Here is a 1656-nt window from a genome sequence, read left to right as displayed (position 1 = left end):
CCTAAATTCCACGTGTGTTTTTTATTAGCTTCAAAAATCACTATTTCACGAAGAATTTAGACTGCTTCTCACACATTGTAACATTATTTACAACCACCTTTCAATCATTTTTGATAAATCATTGATTTCATCTTTGCTGCAATGATACTTAATAAACTCTGCAAGTTATCCACAGAGCAACACTCAATTTTATTGATGATATTCTTATTATACCAGACATTTTTCATACACTCCCTTGTACGGATAGTTTTCCGACAACTTCATGATTACATATCTTGCGGTTTTGATTATTTTTGCTGCAAGAAATACATACTTCAAACGAAAGGTCTTTATTTGCTGTCTGTATTCTGAAGAGTCCAAGGAATCAAACTTGAACAACAAAAATAGGTTATATGAAAGCATCATCATTTGAAACACGGCTTCATTCGCCCAAAATGACTTTAGCAAGAGATGACCCACCGCCATGTCGTATTTGGCTTCTTTGATATAGTTTTCAGCATTACCACGCTTTTCATAGTATATAACTACTTTTTCAGAAAGCAAGGTAGTATTTGTTACAAAGAAAAAGTAGTCGTATTCGGAACCTTCTAAAAGTGATAATTGTGCTCTTTCTTTTTCTGGTTTCAGTACGCGAGATACGACAAATCTTCTGTCTTTTTCCCATTTAACTAATTTTGTATACAGTTCTGTAGTTTCTCTACCTTCTTCTCCTTTAACGAATACAATTGATGAATTCGTTGCTTGTGAGGTGAGTGTAGAATAACTTTTGGCTTTAATTAAATATTTGCATCCAAGAGATTCTATCGTTTCGATAATTTTTTCATCAAAGTAGCCACTATCCATTCGAAATAAAATTTCTAAATCGTCTGATTTGATGTTAGCAACAATTTCTTTGATCATTTCCGCAGCACCGTTTGCAGTGTAAGTATTGCCACTTCTTACAAATCCGGTAACATATGCTTTTAATTCGTCGCAAAATGCAAATTGGATATTGTAGCATCGGTTTCCCAGTTTCTTAGGATTATATCCTTTTGACGCACCTTCTTGATGACCTTCTACGTTAATTACACTACTATCAATATCAATCGTAATGGATGTCAATTTACTTTTAGTGAGCAGTTTTTTAAAGACTTTAAAATTAATGTCTCTAAACATTTGGGTTGTCTTGAAGTTGAAGTTTCCTAGAAACCGTGACACTGTTTCAGGTTCTTTTACGGAAATATCAAACTCGTTGACGAGGGGATCATTTTGAAGTAGCTTTAGACGTTCTAACTTATCAATGCCAATGAAGTGACCGCAGAGCATGGTCTTTATATGATTCATCTTGATTTTATTTGTTGAGTCATTATCAAATACGAGGTCATTTTCAATAAAATCAAAAATCCCATTGCTTTTTGCATTCTCAAGGAGCAGAAAAAGACCTGCATTTGATGTTAGATTCTTAGCTTTGAAATCAATTTTATTAATCATAATTAGAACCCCTTTTTACTACTTTTCTTACTATTATTTTACCATATATCGAGTCATAAAAGCTGATAATTTAACATATTTTTGAGCACTTTTCTTTCACCCAATGGGTGAAAGCTGAATTTCGAAGGAATGCATATTTATCAAGGCTTTGATTATGCTTTTTGAAGTACTGACGTAGAATCTAGG

The 1656-nt window shown here is 33.2% G+C and carries 1 protein-coding gene; it reads right to left on the bottom strand.

Annotated elements, in window-relative coordinates; all coding sequences use genetic code 11:
• Positions 1 to 207: 207 nt before the first annotated feature.
• Complete coding sequence (locus KHQ28_RS23005; RefSeq protein WP_000608644.1) at positions 208 to 1470, bottom strand: IS1380-like element ISEcp1 family transposase; 1263 nt, start codon at positions 1468 to 1470, stop codon at positions 208 to 210.
• Positions 1471 to 1656 lie beyond the last annotated feature (186 nt).

Source organism: Klebsiella sp. 28 (genome assembly GCF_018223905.1).
Lineage (GTDB): Bacteria > Pseudomonadota > Gammaproteobacteria > Enterobacterales > Enterobacteriaceae > Klebsiella > Klebsiella pneumoniae.
The sequence above is the reverse complement of the archived record's forward strand: the minus strand, read 5'-3'. Positions and strand labels throughout refer to the sequence as shown.

Excerpts from the sequence above, each read along its gene's own strand:
- KHQ28_RS23005 (WP_000608644.1), bottom strand. The coding sequence starts at position 1,470 with ATGATTAATAAAATTGATTTCAAAGCTAAGAATCTAACATCAAATGCA.